Raw genomic sequence first — 15,739 nt, forward strand, 5'->3', positions numbered from 1 at the left:
TAAGCCGTCATTGCGAGAAGGTATTATTGCGTGGATATCTTAATCGTCATTGCGAGAAGGTATTATTGCGTGGATATCTTAATCGTCATTGCGAGGAGCGAAGCGACGTGGCAATCCAGTAAAAAATGCTGAATTTAGCATTTTTTTATTATTTTTTCTAGATTGCCGCACTCCCTACGGTCGCTCGCAATGACGATTAAGGAGCCATGCAACAAAGCTTTAAGTAGCTTGCAATGACGGCTTAGGTATATATTTTAAAATTTTTATTTGCTTCAAAATCATTAATTGCTCGTTTTAGTCTTTCAGCATTTTTAGGGCTTTTTAACAAATATAAAGTTTCCTCCATAGAATTATGATTTTCAAGCGACATAATAACCACTGGTTTTTGTTTTTGTCTAGTTACAACCACGGCAGTGTGATCTGCACAAACTTTTTCCATAACATAACCTACTTAAGTACGTTTACATGTAATAAGGCATACTTTATAATTAGTCAACTTAAGACTCAAAATCAAAATCTTTACCTAGTTTAATATATTCTCTAATACGGCTCATGAGGTTTTGAAAATATATTAGATTATGCCACGTCATTAACATTGCACCAAGTATTTCACCGATTCTGACTAAATGATGTAGATAAGCTTTGCTATAGTTTTTACAAGCAGGACATAGGCAATCATGTTCAAGCGGCTCGTTATCATCGGCATATTTGCTATTGCGGATATTTACCGTGCCGTATTTGGTAAAAGCCTGACCATTGCGTCCTGAACGTGTCGGGATTACGCAGTCAAACATATCTATACCTCGACGTACAGCACCGATAATATCAGTAGGCTTACCGACTCCCATTAAATAACGCGGCTTATTTTGTGGCAGAAAATCAGGAGCATAATCAAGTACTTTAAACATAAGCCCCTGCCCTTCACCTACTGCAAGCCCGCCTATAGCATAGCCCTCAAAATCGAGTCCTACTAAATCTTTAGCTGATTTCTCACGTAATTCTTCGTAAACACTACCTTGAATAATACCGAATTGTGCATATCCATCTCTTTTAACAAAAGCATTACGTGATCTATTCGCCCATCTAGTCGTTAACTGCATAGAAGTTTTGGCTTCTTCAAAGGTTGCAGGGTAAGGCGTACATTCATCAAAAGCCATAGTGATCGTACTACCGAGTAAATGTTGTATTTCAGTAGAACGCTCAGGCGTTAACATATATTTATCACCGTTAATATGAGAGCTGAAACTTACTCCTTCTTCGGTTATCTTGCGTAATTTCGATAACGACATTACCTGAAAACCACCGGAATCGGTTAATATCGGCTTATCCCAATTCATGAATTTATGCAGACCGCCAAGACGTGCTATACGCTCGGCAGTCGGCTGAAGCATTAAGTGGTAAGTATTTCCGAGTAATATGTCCGCTCCAGTTTCGGCTACCGATTCAGGTAGCATTGCCTTAACGGTTCCTCTAGTCCCGACCGGCATAAAAGCGGGAGTACGAATCTCACCGTGTGCAGTTGTGATAACACCGCTTCTAGCTTTTTTATTCTGATGATGAATATTAAAAGAAAATTTTGACACTGATAATTACTTATTTTTAAAAGCAATATCTTAGCATACTATAATTTATCCTGGAATATAAAAATTAAGATTAAAGGTCGCAATACTTAAAAAATCATCAAGTATTGAACCACAAAGTTTTAACTCAGTATAAGATTTATTATATATTTCCGTTTTAATCAGTCCAAGTAAATATAAAGTCCCAATTACTGAAAAGAGAACTATACTGTTTGGAGTGTTTAATAATTTATCTTCAATAAAAGCAGTAATGGTTCCTTTAGGCTCGTGTATGATTTGATTAACCAGCTCTCGTAAAATAGCATGATCAAATGAGCTTTGTTCTAAGATTTTTAATATAGTGAAATTATTTTGCCGACAATATGAATTAAGAAGTGCGTTGCGACGCTTACGATTTTCAGAATTTGAGAGTGGTGTTAGAAAGATTATTATTTTTTTAGTGGAAGTCATTTTGATTTACCCCGTTTAGTTAAACTTAGATTTTTAAGTTTTAACCACCACAAAATATTTCATGGTGGTTGGGGAGTTAGAAAAACCGCAATAACAGTTCACAATAGATTTTAAGCTCAAAGTAAACTTTAAGCTCTGGACATGTCTATCGTCATCCCCAACCATAAGTACTGAGGATTGCATCATATAAGACATCTTTCTAAACTTCGCTTCTAGAGGTAATTTATACGTCGAGCCTAGACTCGCATCCTCACGTACTAAAGTGTACGCTGCGGTGGCAAGCACTTCCGTGTCTCCTTTAAATTCCTCTCTATAAGCTGGTTTGGAAAGATGTCTAATGGCTGCTGCATATACCATATTGCAAGAGGTTTCTAAGCCCCGAAATAGTGTTTTACTATTTCGGGTATAATTCTATATATAACTTCCCAAAAAAGTCAATTAAACTTTACGTTTTATTATTTTTTTCCTTTTCTAATCTAGTTTGTACCTCTATAAGCTTTTGGCAAAATGCGATAAAATTCCTCGCTGCTTGTCGTGCTTGTTCTTCTGTGATTTCACCGTTATAAGCATTGTAAATAGCTTTAACTACATTATTAAATTTTTCTTTTATTGTTTTTTTATTCATAATGTTATTCCTTTCTGTTAATGATAATCTTTTTCAACTTTAAATAATTGATATTTATAGGCGAACTAAATTTATAAAACTATAATTATTACAATCAATAATTATAGTTATTGACTTATTTTAATTACTTCTATAGATTACTTCTCTTAAATGATAATTAAACTCTGTCATTCATAATATAATCTAATTTTTAAGAGTTAAAATATGGAAAATAAAGAAGAAGAAACTTTAATCTCTGAGCTAATAATAGATGAAGAGGAGGAAAAGCGTTTAAAAGCTCAAAATGCAAGGAAAGAGCTTAAGTTAATATTAATAACATTTGCTATTATTCTCACTAGTTTTTTAACTTTTTGTTATTTCTTTTTTAACTATATAGAAGAAAAAGCAGCAGAGTATAAATTACAGCAAGAACAAGAAGCTAAAGTAAATAATAAAACAGAATGAAGTTGTTTAAATACAATGTAATCAAAAGTTATTAATCTATTTAAAGTTAAAAAATTATTTGTTATTGCAATTTTTTAACTTTTGCTTTAATTGTAATCAACTATTATTAATATAAATAAAATAACTTTTATGGAAGATATAAGCTCTTGGAAAGAAAAGTTTGAAATTTGCATTTACGCTAAAAAGCTGATTGATAAACTCGAATATTTAAACACTAAAGTAAAAAATCCTGTTGATATAGAAGAAGTCAAAAAAGGTATCTACTACGCCCGTAAATATCACGGCTTGCAAATGCGTCAATCGGGCGATCCTTACTACTCTCACCCAATTGAAGTAGCGATTATGCTTGCGGAGTTTGTAGCAGACGAAGCCCCTAAGCTTTTTACTTCTAACATGATAAATGCCGCTCTACTTCACGATACTATTGAGGATACTGAGCTTAATGAAGAGATGATCACCGAAATTTTTGGACTAGAAGTTGCAAAGCATGTAGAGGGTTTAACTAGAATCAAACCTTATGGAAAAATCAGTGCCGAGGAAAGCTTAAACCTATTAATCAAACAAAAAAGATATAATACAGCACTCATAAAATTATTTGATCGTATTCATAATGTACAAACCTTAGGTGCTAAATCGCCTGAAAAAGCGAAGAAGATCATTGTGGAAACATTTAAGAAATTTCTAGTTGTTGCTATACATTTAGAGTGTTATGAAATTGAAGAAAAATTTAATGAAATTTGCTATAGGTTTTTATACAAAGATAAATTTTCTCAACAAAAACAAATATCATTATTCACTATGAATAACCTGCTTCTTTTTCCAGCTTTTGAAAATGATTCAGACCAAACATACAAATTATAAGTAATGGAACCATCACAACAAACAAACCATATTGACCCAAATATTTTGTTAAATATATAATTCCAAACGAAGTGATTATATACATTAATGCTCTAGAAACAGCATATATCATACTACTATAAGTAAAGCGTTTAAAAACCGGGAAATGTCTAAAAAAGATTGAAACAGCAGGAACGGTATCAAATGAACATATTATTAAGCATATTTGAACTAAAAGAAGCTGAGAAGGTGTGGTTATACTTTTCAAAAGATATGGCGAAAATAGCATAAATATAAAAAGCAAAGCTAATTTTACTCTAAGAATTTTTAAAGGATATATTTTATAACTTAGAAAACATATTAAAGACATACTAACTAGGTGGAACATTGAAATAATAAAATTATGATGAATAACCTGAGCTGCACTATATCCAAATGAATTCTTTAAAACTTCACCACAAGTAATATAAGTATAGTAGAAACATATAGGCCAAGCACAACTCATTATAAAAAAATATATAGTTGTTTTCTTATTAGGTTTCTGGTTAAAAATCTCATCATTTTTTAATTCTTTTTTGTCGATATTTGCTTTTTCATATTTTCGTAAAAGTCTAGCACTTGCATCTACAAAATCAGGCGTTTCTCTAAGATGAGTTCTAGCATAGCCTCCTACAACTGCAATAATTGCACCTATCCAAAAGGCAAGACGCCAATTAAATCCTTGAGTAGTAACCAAAGATGCTATAGCTAAAGCAGCAGTTGTCCCAATTACTGATGCTACGGCGATAAAAGAAACTACGGGATATTGTATAGGTGGTTTTGTAATTTCAGTTAAATAAAGTTCTGCTCCCACTATTTCACCTACAGAAGCCATACCTTGAATTGCACAGCAAATTGTGATTAATACAGCAGCAAAATAACCTACTTGTTCATAAGTAGGAGCATTCGCCATAATTATACAGGATAAAGCCATTAAGGTAGTTGTCATAATAACAGTAGACTTTCGTCCTAATTTATCACCTATTCGACCGAAAACATATGCTCCTAGTGGTCTAAATATAAAGGTAGAACAAAAGGTAAAGGCAGAGAGAAGAGAAGCTGCACTAGAATCATATTTAGGAAAGAACAATTCATTTAACAATACTGCTAAATGGACGTACAACATTAAATCAAAATACTCAAGAAAAGTAGCTGTAGATAAAATTCCTGTGGCTTCTTTTTGTTCTCTTGTTAAGCTTCTCTGTTCTTTTTCATAGCCGAGCATAAATTCTTTACAAAAAATTAAATTGTAAAGAAACTTATACTGTTTTATATAAAAGTCAATAGGAAATTTCGCTTTATACGATAAATAAGAAAATGAAGTGCAACTTAACACACTTCGTGGATTGAATAAGATTTTTTAAAGAATAGCTAATCCTATTTCAAAAAAATCTTATAATTTGTAGCAAAAAAACATTTAATTATTTATTAGCACAATAAATATGTGATAAATAAACTAATTGAAAGAAAAAAATAAATAATATATAGTAATGGTTCATTTTTAGATTGAAAAGCAAAAAATACTATACTATCGTTGGTAGTTATAATTAAATATATTAAAAATATGCTTTTTCAATCACTAAATTTATACTCTATCTTAGTTGCAGGTCTTACAGCTACAATTATCGTTTTTATGCGTCAATTATCTTATTACAAACAGCAAATTATTAATAAGGATTTAAAAATGATACCTGCATATTTTGATAAAAAAATGTTATATAAAATTCTTAATAATAACTGCGATAGATATTCTGCTCTTGAAATGATTAAATCATATTTTAAGTTGAAAACTGCAAGATCGTTATCATATGAAGAACTTGAAAATGATCAGCAATTAAGCGAATTGTTTAGAGATTCTTTAAACTATTTTATTGATGATTTTACATCAAAATCTGATAAATCAGTTGCAATAAATAAAGTGTTTAGTATACAAGATGAACATAACCATACTCACAAATTATATGCGTTTTTAGAGAAAAATAAAATATCGGACAAAACACATCAAATGCTTATATATGTTAAAATACCTTATATAATGACCAAAGACGACGAAGAAAGCTTAAACACTTTCATACACTTGGCTAAGATAATGTAGATTTCTCAAAATCAAAATCAGAAACTCAAATAACAAGTTTAAAAGTGAGCTTAACGAAACGAATAAGACAGAGTTATTTAAAGCTCGGTTTAGAATTACCTAAACCGAGAAATAAATTACTACTTACCTAAAAGTGGATATGTAACATTTTTTAAGAATTTTCTTTTAATATAAGTACATACTAAAAATGTCAGTATGGTACTTGGAACATAGCGAATTATCGTAGGTAAATATCTTACTAAGGTCTTAGTTGAGACTAAGTCAGTAAACGGCGTACTTATGCTCTCTACTAACTCTCTACTTTTTGATCTTAAAGAATCTAAAGTACGATATCTATTTTTGTATTTTAAATAACATCTAACAACTTCAATAACCATAGAATATATAATAGAAATTATTCCGCTTTGCATAAGAAAATAAAATTCCATACTATCCGAACAATAACAATAATTAGCAATAATTATTAAAACTAAACCTAGAATATTAAAAAAATAGACAAATGGTTTGCCATAAGATTTCTCTTCTTGCTTAATGCTACTTTTTAATAATTCATATATTAGAGATTTTAACATTGAATTACCTATTTCATAAGAATAGCGAGCAACACGCCTGCACCAAAAGCGTAGGCGAGATTCCGCAAAGGGTGGTCACGTGTCGACTCACATAAATCCGCTACATTAGCTTTACCTTTATCCATTCCTTTATCTTTATAATGTTCCATAACGGATGATAAATTACCTAACTGCTCATCAAGAATATCTCCGGATTTACCTTTTAAATTACGTAATCTTGACACTAAGCTTTCAATATCTTTTTTGATACCTTCAACATCTTCTTTAGCAGAGTTTGAATTTGATTCTTTCATAATTTACTCCTTTATTAGTTTACATTTTGTTAAGCAAATTACTTTGCTTACAATTATAAGATACTCTTCTTATAAACACTTTACAATAGCTTAAATAACATTATTGAAATAAAAAAACCGAATCTAAAATAGATTCGGCTGAAATTTGTATTACTTCTACTGACAGACCTTGTTGTATGACTCGAAAAACCCCTTCTATGTCATCCCCGCAAAAGCGGGGATCCAGAAAAATAACTTCAAATATCCATAAGATAGTTACATATTTGATAAAATAAACCTATAAAAAAACAAGTTTTTATAGGTTTTACTGGATTCCCGCTTCCGCAGGAAGGTATTGTTGCGTGGATATCTAATCGTCATTGCGAGGAGCGAAGCGACGCGGCAATCCAGAAAAAATAATAAAAAAATTCTGTAAATCAGAATTTTTTACTGGATTGCTTTGTCGAATTACTACGTAATTCTTCTCGCAATGACGAAAAGCAGGTCCACACAGGCAATGCCCCGCAGGAATGACATAAAACGAGCCATGTAACAAAGCTCTACTTACTACCGAATGAAGAAACAATTTTATTAATTAATGATTCAATATTAATTGCTGATTGAGTATATCTTATCTCTTCATTAGCCGCTAAATTTTCATCATCATTACCAGGTACAATTGAAATATATTTACCTCCAAGTAACCCGCTGGTGACTACTTGGGCTTTAGAGTCTTTAGGTATTTTAACATCATCATTAATATTTAGATATACACTTGCATAAAAGCTATTCGGATCTAAAGTAATTTTCTTTACACTACCTATTTTTATACCTGAGATCATTACGTCGCTTCCGACTGCTATGCCCTCTGCACTCTGAAAATTAGCAGTTACCTGATAACCTTTTGAGCTAGTTATAGAACTACCAGTCTTGTAGGCAAAAATCAAAAATAGCAAAGCAATAATTAATACTACAAAGCCGATAATTGTTTCAATAATGTTCTGTTTCATTGTTTTTTTATATTTTGTTAATTAATTACGGTTGCCATCTACTATATTTAAGATTTGATGTTTTAGACGGCTTTTTAACTATTTTATTATTCTTTTGCCACGGGAAAAGCTGAATATTTTTCGGTATCTCATTTACTAAATGATGTAACCAAGCGTGCCAACTTGGCGGAATTTTTGTAGGTTCATTTACATTCTTATAAATAACAAATCTCCTTGGACGCCCTAAATAATCAATATTACGGCTTTCATAATATTGATTCAAAAATTCATCTTCTCCTACTTTTTTGTGAAAAAAAGTAATAAAAAACTTATCTATCCATAACATTTTAAAATTTCTATAGCAGTTTCTCTTCCTTGCACTGCAAGTTTATCGGCAGCAATATTACCGCTATTATTTGCATGACCTTTTACCCATTTCCAAATAATAGTATGTTTACTCAATTCTGCGTATAATTTTTGCCATAAATCGGCGTTTTTAACGGGCTCATTGTTGCTTTTACACCAATTATTTTTTATCCAATTATGAATCCAAGCGGTAATTCCCTGTTGCAAATATTTACTATCGGTATAAATCTCAACATTACAAGATTTTTTTAAAATCCTTAATGCTTCAAGTGCTGCAGTAATTTCCATACGATTATTAGTCGTATCCAACTCATACCCAAATATTTCTTTGCTAGTATGATTAAATTGAAGCAAAGCTCCCCATCCTCCGGGACCAGGATTACCTGCACATGCACCATCAGTATATATAACTACTTTTGAATCCATAATGTGCATTAACTAGGTTTTGGTTTAGAAGAGTTACGAAACTTATCTAACATTATAACATTTAGATTTGGAGATAATGAAGTTTTATAACTTTTATTATTACTTATTTCCTCTTCATGTTGGTGATTTTCTTGTATATTTAACGACTGATTAAAAGTTAGGCTGTAATTATTATTGGAATCAACAAAGCTAATAAGTGCATCAAAAGGTACGTAAATTATTTCTTTAACACCGTCAAAACTTACCGTTAAGGAAAAACCGGTATCATTTACTATTAAATTTTCAAACTGATATTGAAGTACTATTGTTATCTGTTTTGGATATGCCTGTTTAACTTTTGAAGGTAAAATTACCGCAGGGTTATCGGTTCTGTACGATATGTATATTAACTGATCCCAATATAAATTTTCATGCTGAATCTTTGTTAGAATTTTTTTCACAAATTCTAGCATATATTCATTCACAAATTTTTTATATTCAATATTCATACGAAAAAAATAAAATATACACTCTAAAAATAAAAATAGGTATATGAGTTATGTGGGGTTTTTCTGTTGCCCGGCAAACCCCCAGCCGCGTAGGATTAAGCTGCAGCTAAAGCTGGAGCACCTACATAACGATTATTATCGTTTGCGTTTCTTTGTTTTGACCCATATGACAAAAGCCATCGGCGGAATCATCCCGAGTAAAAGCAATCTTTTTATTAGGTACGTCGATCCTATTTCGCCCCCATAAAATAATGCTTATCTTTTTAAAATTGCTCTTTCATTTTATCAAGGATTCGCATACTCACGTTACTTGCGTGTACGCTCCGTTTGCTCACCTTTCAAAATAAAATTCAATTTTTAAAATACAAGCATTATTCGTATATTATTGTAAATATACGAAGATCAACTTCAAAAAGAGCAAGGAGTTCACAAGACGAGGAACGGAGCGTATACTTAATACGTGAGTACCGCAGTACTTGTAGAACGACGTAGCCAATTTTTGAAGTTCATCGAGTATTGGTGGAGGCGTCGGGTACTGCCCCCGAGTCCGCAACCTCTATTCTAAATTACGTTTATTACTATAGCTATATTAGCACCAAATATTATGCCTTAATTTGATTAAAATGTAAAGGTCAAATAAGAATTCTAGATTTATATTAAAAATGGACTTATAATAAATTTTTAGAATTCTAAATTAAAAACTTAATCATGCTACCAAATCTTGGAATTATTGCAGGCAGAGGTTCATTACCTTACTTAATAGCAAGTAACTATACAAAGCAAGGCGGCAAGTGTTATATAGCGGCGATTAAAGACGAAGCTGATATAGAACAAATTAAAGATTTTGAATATAAGATTTTAAAAATCGGTATGATTGGTGAAGCTATAAAATATTTTAAGGATAATGAGGTACAAAATATTATTTTTATAGGCGGAGTTAATAGACCGAATTTTAAAAATTTATCTGTAGATAAAATAGGCGGTTTATTGCTTTTCAAAATAGTTAGGCAAAAAATTCGAGGAGATAATAATTTGCTAAAAATAGTAGCAGATTTTTTTGAAAGCTACGGTTTTAAAGTAATTTCAAGTAATGAAATATATAAAAATCAACAAGGTAACTCCAATATTATAACCGATACTAGCCCTACAAGTTCAGATAAAAATGATATTGAGCTTGGAGTGAAATTATTGAATCATCTAAGTTCATTCGACATCGCACAATCGGTTATAGTTGAAAGTGGTTATATACTTGGTATAGAGGCTGCCGAAGGGACGGATAATTTAATAGCGAGATGTGCAGATTTACGTAAAAAATCCCGTGAGGGAGTGCTAGTAAAAATACCGAAATTAGGTCAAGATAATAGACTAGATATGCCAACAATCGGTCCTGATACTATAAAGAATCTTGCTAAATATAATTACAAAGGAGTAGCGATTCAGAAAAATAACGTAATTATAGTCGCAGAAGAATTAACTATAAAACTCGCTAATGAACATAAAATTTTTATAACAAAATGTTAGCAATAGGTATTACCGGTAGCTATGCATCGGGCAAAACTTTTATTTTGGATTATTTAGCAGAAAAAGGATATAAAACTTTTTGTGCCGATAGATGCATAAAAGAATTATATCAAGATTTGAACGTACAAACTCAGATTCTAAAGTTATTACCTGAACTTGAGTCTTTCAATATTGGGAAAATCAGTAATTTAATTTACAATAACGACTTAGCTAGAGAAAAACTACAAAATTTTATTTATCCCTTACTAATAGATAAACTCATTTTATTTAAAAAAGAAAATGCTAATTCTAAATTTGGCTTTGCCGAAATACCGTTGCTTTATGAAGCTAAATTTGATAAATATTTTGATTTTGTCGTAACAATATATTGCTCTGAAGAAATAAGAATGCAAAGAGCGATAACGAGATCTTCATTTGATATAGAGATTTATAATAAAATCAAAGAAATTCAACTATCACAAGAGAGCAAAATAGCAAAAGCAGATTTTGCTATAAATAGCGGCGTTGATATGTTAGACTTGGAAAAACAAATAGAGAAGCTAATTCTCGTCATTGCGAGGAAATTGTGAGTTTATTGCATGAAACGAAAAACGCATTCGATGTCATACCGTGGCTTGTCCACGGTATCCAGTAAAAAATAAAAAAAGACTGGACCCCGTGGTCAAGCCACGGGGTGACACAGTGGATTTTACCAGTCCACGCAACAATACCCTCTCGCAATGACGATTTTAAATACCAATAAAGGATTTGGAATGTCAAGTTTAAGAGAAATAATTTTAGATACCGAAACTACGGGACTTGACCCACGACAAGGTCATCGAATCGTCGAAATTGGTGCTATTGAGATGGTGAATAAGGTATTAACAGGCAGGAATTTTCATTTTTATATTAATCCTGAGCGAGACATGCCGTTTGAGGCTTATAGAATTCATGGCATATCCGGCGAATTTTTAAAAGACAAGCCTCTATTTCATACAATAGCCGATGATTTTTTAGAATTTATTTCAGATAGCAAACTTATTATTCATAATGCTCCTTTCGACATTAAGTTTTTAAATCATGAATTATCATTATTAAAGAGAGCCGAAATCAAACTTTTAGAACTGTCCAATGCTATAGATACTCTAGTTATGGCTAGAAGTATGTTTCCAGGCTCAAAATATAATCTTGACGCATTATGTAAAAGATTTAAAGTTGATAATTCAGGTAGGCAGCTTCACGGGGCTTTGAAAGATGCGGCATTACTTGCAGAAGTATATGTAGAACTAACGGGTGGTAGACAATCTGCTTTTAAAATGGTTGATAAATCTGCCGGAATAAATAATTTAGCAACTAATCAAGTAAATAACAAAACAGAGCAAGCTATTATTGTTATTAAACCTACAAAAGAAGAGCTGCAAAAACATAAAGAGTTCATAAATAAGATTTTAATACCGGCTTAATTAATGTTATTCCCGCAAGGCTTTGTTGCGTGGATCTAAAAATACGTCCGGTGTCATACCGTGGCTTGACCACGGTATCCAGTTTTTTTTTATTTTTATGGATGCCGTGGTCAAGCCACGGCATGACACTACAGGCTTTTTTAACAACAATCCCCTTAAAACTTACCTATGAAAACAAACATCCTTGTACTTATAACTTTTATAATACTTATCTCTTTAGGCGTTTGGCAGCTTAGTCGTTTAAAAGAAAAGAAATTATTTCTAGCTTCTATGCAAGCTAACCTCACCTCACCGGCAATTAATTTAGCAGAAATTCAAGATAGTTTACCTTATCATAAAGTAAAAATTACCGGTCAATTTTTGCCTAATAAAGACATTTATTTATACGGTAGAAGGTCAATGTCGACTGAAAAAGACGGATATTATTTAGTTACTCCTTTTAAAACCATAGAAGATAAAGTTATTTTAGTAGCACGAGGTTGGTTCAGTAATCGCAATAAAAATATTATCATGCAAGCTACAAACGACCAGCAGCACGAGATTATCGGTGTTACTATGCCGTCTGAAAAAACTCGTAGCTACTTACCTGCTAACGATATAAAAAATAATGTGTGGCTAACTTTAGATTTAAAAGAAGCATCTCAAACCTTAGAATTAAATCTAGAGAATTTTTATATTATTGCGGAAGGAAAAGATATTAGTAATCTAGATATTTTATTACCTCTTTCAATAAATCATTTAGCAGCAATCAGAAATGACCATTTAGAATATGCCCTAACTTGGTTTGGTCTTGCTATTTCCTTAATCGTAATATATGTAATTTATCGGCGTAATGTCATTTCTGTGTAGGCAAAACAACCTTAATATCAGTAAAATTATACATTATTGATAAAATAAACCTATAAAAAACAAGTTTTTATAGGTTTTACTAGATTCCTGCTTTCGCAGGAATGACATAACCGCTATACAATAAAGATTTATAAATGAGCAATCTACAACAACAAGCATCTGATCCTAATACTTCCGTTTGGGTATCGGCATCTGCCGGTACCGGTAAAACCAAAATCCTAACCGATCGGTTTTTACGTTTGTTAATAACAGGCGTAGAACCTGCAAATATTTTATGCCTTACTTTTACTAATGCTGCTTCTATAGAGATGCAAGCAAGGATTAATAGCAGACTTAAACATCTTTCTCTTTGCGATACCAAGAAACTAGAAGAAGAACTCTTCTTAATAAGCGGCAATAAGCCGCTACCGCAAGAAATAGAAAACGCAAAAACTTTATACGATAAAATACTAAATAGCAACGAGCCTTTAAATATCTATACAATTCATGCGTTTTGTCAAAAAATCCTTAACACTTTTCCTTTAGAAGCAGGCATAACACCGGAATTTAAGATTCTTGAAGAAACCAAATTGCAAGATATTTTTCTAAATATCAGAAATAAAATTTACCTAAACGATGAACATAATGATTTAATTAAAATTTTACTTAACCGCTTTCATGAAATAACTCTGCAGGATATTTTTACTGAAATAATCGAGCAGAAAATTAAATTCAAGAAGTTATTTACTCATAAAACTATTCCAAATGAAATATATAATAAAAGATTAGCGTTAGGGGAATTAAATAATATTTACGATAAGGTGAAAAATTTATTTGCAGAATATGATTTGGAAATAGAACCGAAAGAAATTTTTTTTACCAAAGACGGAAAAAAACGTAAAAGCCTTTTATCGAAAGAATTAACAAGGAAATATCCTAAATTATTACTAGAGCTAGAAAAAATTATCTCTGAAATTTACCGTTTGGAGGAGTTGCGTCGTATAGAGGAGCTAGAATATCATACGAATTTACTTACTAAACTTGCTTATATTATTTTAAAAAAATACGATTCATATAAAGAAGAAAATAATTTACTCGATTACGACGATTTAATTTACTACACCGAGAAATTACTGAATAATAAAACTACGCATGAATGGTTGTTGCATAAGCTGGAGAGTGAAATAAATCATATTCTTGTCGATGAAGCACAAGATACAAGCCCCCAGCAGTGGAATATTATCACTACTTTAATAACAGAGTTTAATGCTGTAGATAAACCAAGTAATAGTACCTTTATAGTAGGTGACGATAAACAATCTATCTTCAGTTTTCAAGGAGCTGATCTTCATAATTTCAGCTTAGTGAATGAGCAACTAAAAACAAATCTTACAAATGCTAATAAGAAGGTCAAAAATATCACGCTTGAATGCTCATATAGATCATGTGCAGAGATTTTACAATTTACTCATAATGTTTTGAAAAATATAAAATCTAATTACCCTGATTTATTCCTTTCAGATAACCCTTTAATATCCTCATTTCGTACACATCAAGGCTCTATAACGGTATGGTCGTTAGTAACCATTGAAAAACAAGAAGAGCTTTTTTGGGCATTACCTGAAGATTATAAAAATTCTAAATCCGTCGCTGATTTACTCATAGAGAAAATCGTAAATTTCATAAAAGGACAAATAGAAAGCAAAGAAATTTTACCGTCTACCTCAAGCAGAATATCCGAAAAAGATTTCATGATATTAGTACGAAAACGAGATGAATTTAGTAATAATCTGATAAAAGAACTTAATCAAGCTAAGCTTAAAGTTGAGATAAGCGATAGAATTAACCTTAAAGAAAATCTAACAATAATGGATTTAATGTCCGTGGCTAAATTTGTGTTATTACCTGAGGATGATTTAAACCTTGCCGGTTTACTAAAATCACCGATTATCGGCATGAACGAGCAGCAATTATATGAACTTCTTGTAAATAAAAACGATAATAGTTTATGGGATAATCTATCTGCTTGTGAAGAAATATACGCTAAGTTAAATTCCCTAATTGAAATTTATAAAATATCGACTGCCAAAGATTTCTTTGATTTAGTGGTGAATAATCTAAATTTACGAGAGATTTACGATGATGATATGATAAATGAGCTATTAACATTAAGCAAAAACTATACAAATGATATAGATAATTCACTGCAAGGATTCATTGCTTGGTTTGAGAATAACGATATCTATATTAAACGTGATATGGAGCATTCAGACAAAATAAGAGTAATGACCGTCCACGGCTCTAAAGGGCTTGAAGCTCCTATCGTTATATTATGCGATTCTACTACTTTGCCGGTAAGTAGCAATAAATTTATTTGGGACGATAAAGGGGAAATGTTTTTTTCTGCTAATGCTGCGGACATACCCGCATTTTTACAAGATCTGAAAGAAGCTGAAAAATTAAAAGACTTACAGGAATATATAAGACTACTCTATGTTGCAATGACAAGAGCTAAAGACCGGCTAATTATATGCGGTTTTAGCAATAAAGCAGCCGCTCCTGAAAATTGTTGGTATGAAATAGTCAAGCAAACTTTTAATTAACAGCTGCTTTATTAAGGGCATTGCTAATTAAAGAGAGATGTCATACCGTGGCTTGACCACGGTATCCAGGAAAACAACTAAAAATACTAGATGTTTAGGTATTTTTTTGGATCCCGTGAATAAATCACGGGATGACATCGAGTTTTTTTATTATCATCT

At 31.6% G+C, this 15,739-nt stretch carries 20 protein-coding genes and 1 other RNA gene; 8 read left to right on the forward strand and 13 right to left on the reverse strand.

Annotated features, from left to right (window positions below; genetic code table 11):
- Positions 1–241 precede the first annotated feature (241 nt).
- The 5 genes from H6P87_RS05865 to H6P87_RS05885 all read right to left on the reverse strand — a co-directional run bounded on the left by H6P87_RS05865 (position 242) and on the right by H6P87_RS05885 (position 2,655).
- Complete coding sequence (locus H6P87_RS05865) at positions 242–439, reverse strand: type II toxin-antitoxin system Phd/YefM family antitoxin (protein WP_202069104.1); 198 nt, start codon at positions 437–439, stop codon at positions 242–244.
- A gap of 58 nt (positions 440–497) precedes the next feature.
- Entirely contained in the window at positions 498–1,583 is a 1,086-nt protein-coding gene (gene tgt / locus H6P87_RS05870) for a tRNA guanosine(34) transglycosylase Tgt (protein WP_202069110.1), read from the reverse strand.
- A 45-nt stretch (positions 1,584–1,628) separates the two neighbouring features.
- The gene (locus H6P87_RS05875; protein ID WP_202069112.1) at positions 1,629–2,030 is read right to left on the reverse strand and encodes a hypothetical protein; all 402 of its coding nucleotides are present in this window, start codon (positions 2,028–2,030) and stop codon (positions 1,629–1,631) included.
- 33 nt (positions 2,031–2,063) lie between these two features.
- The gene (locus H6P87_RS07570; RefSeq protein WP_202069119.1) at positions 2,064–2,387 is read right to left on the reverse strand and encodes a palindromic element RPE1 domain-containing protein; all 324 of its coding nucleotides are present in this window, start codon (positions 2,385–2,387) and stop codon (positions 2,064–2,066) included.
- A gap of 88 nt (positions 2,388–2,475) precedes the next feature.
- The gene (locus H6P87_RS05885) at positions 2,476–2,655 is read right to left on the reverse strand and encodes a hypothetical protein (RefSeq protein WP_202069121.1); all 180 of its coding nucleotides are present in this window, start codon (positions 2,653–2,655) and stop codon (positions 2,476–2,478) included.
- A gap of 204 nt (positions 2,656–2,859) precedes the next feature.
- Between H6P87_RS05885 and H6P87_RS05890 the strand changes: the two genes are divergently transcribed.
- On the forward strand, positions 2,860–3,099 hold the full coding sequence (locus H6P87_RS05890; protein ID WP_202069123.1) for an RP671a family tick cell line-upregulated protein: 240 nt from the start codon (positions 2,860–2,862) through the stop codon (positions 3,097–3,099).
- 129 nt (positions 3,100–3,228) lie between these two features.
- Positions 3,229–3,960: an HD domain-containing protein gene (locus H6P87_RS05895; RefSeq protein WP_202069124.1), complete on the forward strand. Its 732-nt coding sequence runs from the start codon at positions 3,229–3,231 to the stop codon at positions 3,958–3,960.
- On the opposite strand, the gene H6P87_RS05900 is transcribed toward H6P87_RS05895, so the two are convergent.
- A complete protein-coding gene (locus H6P87_RS05900; RefSeq protein ID WP_202069126.1) occupies positions 3,896–5,203 on the reverse strand; it encodes an MFS transporter in 1,308 nt (435 codons plus the stop codon). The two genes, H6P87_RS05895 and H6P87_RS05900, sit on opposite strands and share 65 nt — an antisense overlap.
- Positions 5,204–5,512: 309 nt before the next feature.
- Here H6P87_RS05900 and H6P87_RS05905 point away from each other — a divergent pair, with 309 nt between their 5' ends.
- Positions 5,513–6,073 (forward strand): hypothetical protein, encoded by a 561-nt coding sequence (locus H6P87_RS05905; RefSeq protein WP_202069128.1) that lies wholly within the window; start codon positions 5,513–5,515, stop codon positions 6,071–6,073.
- 119 nt (positions 6,074–6,192) lie between these two features.
- Here the strand turns inward: H6P87_RS05905 and H6P87_RS05910 are convergent, their stop codons facing one another.
- From H6P87_RS05910 to ssrA, 7 genes are all read right to left on the reverse strand, one after another.
- Positions 6,193–6,645, reverse strand: a complete 453-nt coding sequence (locus H6P87_RS05910) for a hypothetical protein (protein ID WP_202069130.1) — start codon at positions 6,643–6,645, stop codon at positions 6,193–6,195.
- An 8-nt stretch (positions 6,646–6,653) separates the two neighbouring features.
- Positions 6,654–6,938, reverse strand: coding sequence for a hypothetical protein (locus H6P87_RS05915; RefSeq protein WP_202069132.1), 285 nt, complete (start codon positions 6,936–6,938; stop codon positions 6,654–6,656).
- A 539-nt stretch (positions 6,939–7,477) separates the two neighbouring features.
- The gene (gene mlaD / locus H6P87_RS05920; protein ID WP_023507540.1) at positions 7,478–7,927 is read right to left on the reverse strand and encodes an outer membrane lipid asymmetry maintenance protein MlaD; all 450 of its coding nucleotides are present in this window, start codon (positions 7,925–7,927) and stop codon (positions 7,478–7,480) included.
- Positions 7,928–7,952: 25 nt separating this feature from the next.
- Positions 7,953–8,252 (reverse strand): NADH-ubiquinone oxidoreductase subunit NDUFA12 family protein, encoded by a 300-nt coding sequence (locus H6P87_RS05925; RefSeq protein ID WP_202069134.1) that lies wholly within the window; start codon positions 8,250–8,252, stop codon positions 7,953–7,955.
- Positions 8,240–8,707 (reverse strand): ribonuclease HI, encoded by a 468-nt coding sequence (gene rnhA / locus H6P87_RS05930; RefSeq protein WP_202069139.1) that lies wholly within the window; start codon positions 8,705–8,707, stop codon positions 8,240–8,242. The genes H6P87_RS05925 and rnhA overlap by 13 nt, the downstream gene beginning before the upstream one ends.
- Complete coding sequence (locus tag H6P87_RS05935) at positions 8,707–9,186, reverse strand: SspB family protein (RefSeq protein WP_202069140.1); 480 nt, start codon at positions 9,184–9,186, stop codon at positions 8,707–8,709. Before H6P87_RS05935 ends, rnhA begins: the two co-directional genes overlap by 1 nt.
- A 51-nt stretch (positions 9,187–9,237) precedes the next feature.
- Positions 9,238–9,820: a transfer-messenger RNA gene (gene ssrA / locus H6P87_RS05940) on the reverse strand.
- 74 nt (positions 9,821–9,894) lie between these two features.
- Between ssrA and H6P87_RS05945 the strand changes: the two genes are divergently transcribed.
- The 5 genes from H6P87_RS05945 (at position 9,895) to H6P87_RS05965 (ending at position 15,580) form a co-directional block, all read left to right on the forward strand.
- Positions 9,895–10,707, forward strand: coding sequence for an LpxI family protein (locus H6P87_RS05945; protein WP_202069141.1), 813 nt, complete (start codon positions 9,895–9,897; stop codon positions 10,705–10,707).
- On the forward strand, positions 10,701–11,276 hold the full coding sequence (coaE, locus tag H6P87_RS05950) for a dephospho-CoA kinase (RefSeq protein WP_202069142.1): 576 nt from the start codon (positions 10,701–10,703) through the stop codon (positions 11,274–11,276). Before H6P87_RS05945 ends, coaE begins: the two co-directional genes overlap by 7 nt.
- 183 nt (positions 11,277–11,459) lie before the next feature.
- On the forward strand, positions 11,460–12,149 hold the full coding sequence (gene dnaQ / locus H6P87_RS05955) for a DNA polymerase III subunit epsilon (protein ID WP_202069143.1): 690 nt from the start codon (positions 11,460–11,462) through the stop codon (positions 12,147–12,149).
- A gap of 168 nt (positions 12,150–12,317) precedes the next feature.
- Positions 12,318–12,998 carry an SURF1 family protein gene (locus H6P87_RS05960; RefSeq protein ID WP_202069144.1) on the forward strand — a complete coding sequence of 227 codons (681 nt, stop codon included), beginning with the start codon at positions 12,318–12,320 and terminating at the stop codon, positions 12,996–12,998.
- Positions 12,999–13,132: 134 nt separating this feature from the next.
- Complete coding sequence (locus H6P87_RS05965; RefSeq protein WP_202069153.1) at positions 13,133–15,580, forward strand: UvrD-helicase domain-containing protein; 2,448 nt, start codon at positions 13,133–13,135, stop codon at positions 15,578–15,580.
- Positions 15,581–15,739 lie beyond the last annotated feature (159 nt).

It is taken from the genome of Rickettsia tillamookensis (genome assembly GCF_016743795.2).
Taxonomy (GTDB): Bacteria; Pseudomonadota; Alphaproteobacteria; order Rickettsiales; family Rickettsiaceae; genus Rickettsia; species Rickettsia tillamookensis.